General features: G+C 40.0%; 3 protein-coding genes and 1 pseudogene. All 4 read right to left on the bottom strand.

From position 1 onward, the window contains the following. Window positions 1-327 (bottom strand): DUF255 domain-containing protein (locus ACEW8U_RS05515; RefSeq protein ID WP_373521038.1); only part of this gene is annotated, 327 nt, incomplete at its 3' end. A 478-nt stretch (window positions 328-805) separates the two neighbouring features. Continuing rightward, a complete protein-coding gene (locus ACEW8U_RS05510) occupies window positions 806-1,789 on the bottom strand; it encodes a GSCFA domain-containing protein (RefSeq protein ID WP_373521037.1) in 984 nt (327 codons plus the stop codon). A 205-nt stretch (window positions 1,790-1,994) separates the two neighbouring features. Further along, window positions 1,995-2,378: pseudogene (locus ACEW8U_RS05505) on the bottom strand (GxxExxY protein). A gap of 147 nt (window positions 2,379-2,525) precedes the next feature. After that, window positions 2,526-2,946, bottom strand: a 421-nt coding sequence (locus ACEW8U_RS05500) for a phosphoribosylformylglycinamidine synthase subunit PurQ (protein ID WP_373521036.1), incomplete at its 5' end; no start/stop codon positions are given.

The following is a 2,946-nucleotide window of genomic DNA, read 5'->3' as shown; positions in this document are numbered from 1 at the left end:
CAAAAACACATTCAATGGCCAGCCCCCATTCAACCCCATGGTCTGAATGGCATCCATATAGATATTGTCCAGGTCAGGCCTTTCTTCCCTGTCAATCTTGATACAGACAAAATTAGCGTTCATAATCTCAGCCGTAGCCTCATCCTCAAAACTCTCCTTCTCCATCACATGACACCAATGGCAAGCAGAGTACCCTATGCTAACAATAATCGGCTTGCTCTCCCTTTTCGATTTCTCCAACGCCTCCTCCCCCCAAGGATACCAATCCACAGGATTGTGGGCATGTTGGAGGAGGTAAGGGGATTGGGAATGGATGAGTTGGTTCATGGGTTGTAAGTTGACGATTTTAGATTTTAGATCTTAGATTTTGCTACAGGCTAATTTGTTGTCCTTGGTCTAATGGATCGCTACTGTTATTTAACTTTTCCTTGTCATGTCGACGGTAGGAGACATCTATTAAACCCTCAGGGAATAGACCTCTCCTGTCGTACCAATGACATAAATCGGAGCAGACGTCATGACGTAGGAAACATCTCTCGAGGATCACGAAAAGAATGATTTTGGCCCAATAGGTTAAATGTTTTTCTAGTATTCCAACCGTATAATTGTACCGCTGGAGATCCCTCGTGCCTCGGGATGACGAGAAACTGGATGTCATTACCTATTTTGAACATTTTCAGAATGTTGGGGACTCGAGGTGACAAGGATACGATTTTTGTATTTCTTGAATACTGTTTTTAGTTCAATGGTGTTAGTCTCTTGTTTCTAACTTCCAGCCTCTCGCTCCTCGCTTCTCGCTTCTTACCTATTTCCTCTGCTGCACCTGTTTCCTCAACTGATCCATTTCCTTGGAGAAATCATAATCCCTGCTATACTTTTCTATTTTCTTCTGAAGGTTTTCTAGAAACTTTAAGTGGGCAGGGCTATCGGGGTTGAAAGGCCTGTGTGCCAAATCCCGTTTGATTCCTTCGAATTCCTGGATCAATGGCAGTGCTTTGGGGTCTACCCATGTCTTTAAAAATCTTTCCCAAATATAATCCTCGGCTTGTACAGTAGGATGAACCATGTCCTCTTTGTAAAAACGGTAGTCCCGCAATTCATCCATCATAATCTCATAACTCGGGAAATAATGGACAAAATCGTAGGTCTCTGTCAGGTCATGGGCTGCCAATCTTAAAATGCTTTTGCTCAGTTGATTTTCTGGTATTCCGTCCTTGGTATGTCTGACAGGGCTGATTGTAAGAATGACTTTTACATCAGGATTTACCTGTCTGAGGATATTAAAAAATCCTGCAAAATCCTTTTGTATTTCCTCGGGATGCAACAAACGTTTTTCGAATTGGTCAGCAGGTTTTTTATGGCAATTGGCAACTATCTGACCTGATTTTTCATGTTCATAGACCCATGCTGTACCAAACGTAACCAAGATATGTGTTGCCTTTTCAAGCTGTGTTTTGGCCTGTGACTGCTTTTTATTGATCAGCCTTTCCAGGGAATCCTGACTGAATCCCACCACATCGGAGTGCATCCCAAAGTGTAGATACAAACCATCTCTTACCAACACCATCTCTGAATTGATTGGCATCTCCAACACAGAATCCTCCAATACCTGACAAATAGAAACAGGATTGAAAAGCGTTCCAAAGCTATTGTTGATGATATTAAATTTCCTTTCCGTCAGTTTTTCACCGATGACAGTCGAAAAACAAGAACCTATTGAGAATAAAACAGATTGGTGATTGATCTTGGGTTGCCCTTCCTGGATATCAAAAGCGGTAGTCATTTGCATGGCTTAAAAATAGGAAGAAAGGGCGCAAATCCTTTAGAAAAGGGACAAAATTTTTTGAGGTTTCCCGCAAAGGCGCTAAGGCGCAAAGAAAAATATTTTTTTTACTAAAAATCCGTTTTCCTTCCACTAAAACCAAGTCCTAAGTCAGCTTGCGTTATATTGAGAAGATCTTTTTCTCGAGATAATTAATAAAATAATTTCTCTATTAATCTTCAAGACCGTTTATTTTTCTGGAAATACCTTCTTTTATTAAATTCACATTGAAATTGATCAATAAGCCTAATTTTATATTTTTTAATCTCATATATGTCATGGTAATTTTGTGGTAGACATTATCGACTTTTTCACAGGACTTAAGTTCAATTAGCAATTTATTTTCCATAATAATGTCAGCTCTAAATCCTTTGTCTAAGACAATATTTTTGTAATGTATCTTAACTTTTTACTGCCTGGTAAAAGGGATACCTCTATCGGTCAATTCATATGCAAAAGCCTCCTCATAGACACTTTCCAATAATCCTGGCCCCAAAAATTTATGGATTTGATAGGCAATATCTACAGCCTCTCGAGCAAGTTCATTCTCTGTCATTTTACAAAAAGTTTATGTTAAAAATCCTTATTGAGGATACCAAAAAAATAAGACATACCAAACAATCTGGCATGTCTTATGATTTTTTTCTTAGCGCCTTAGCGTCTTTGCGGGAAATCTAATACCTCTTTGCGGGAAACAATATTATTATTTACTTCTTACCCACTTGAATGCATTCACGAACGCCTCCACCCAAGGACTGATTTCGTCTTCTTGTCTTTCTGAAGGATAATAGGGCCAGTTCCATGGTTTGAGGGAACGCTCAATGTGGGGCATGATGGCCAAGTGCCTTCCGTCTTCCGAAGCAATACCCGCCACAGCATAATCAGACCCATTTGGATTTCCTGGATAGCCTTCATAGCTATAGGTCATCCCGATATGGTAATCATCCTTTGGTTTGGGCAATTGGAATTTACCTTCTCCATGTGCTACCCATACGCCTAATCGCTGACCTGCAAGGCTTTTGAACATCACGGTATTGTTTTCAGGGATATTGACATTGACAAAGATTGATTCAAACTTGTGGCTTGCATTGTGCAACATCTTTGGTTTGACATCATGGGTTGGC

Source organism: Aquiflexum sp., assembly GCF_041751335.1.
Taxonomy (GTDB): Bacteria; Bacteroidota; Bacteroidia; order Cytophagales; family Cyclobacteriaceae; genus Aquiflexum.
This window is presented reverse-complemented; position numbering and strand designations above follow the sequence as displayed.

Bases quoted from the DNA above. Each gene is read 5' to 3' on its own strand.
- ACEW8U_RS05510 (WP_373521037.1), bottom strand. From the start codon at position 1,789: ATGCAAATGACTACCGCTTTTGATATCCAGGAAGGGCAACCCAAGATC.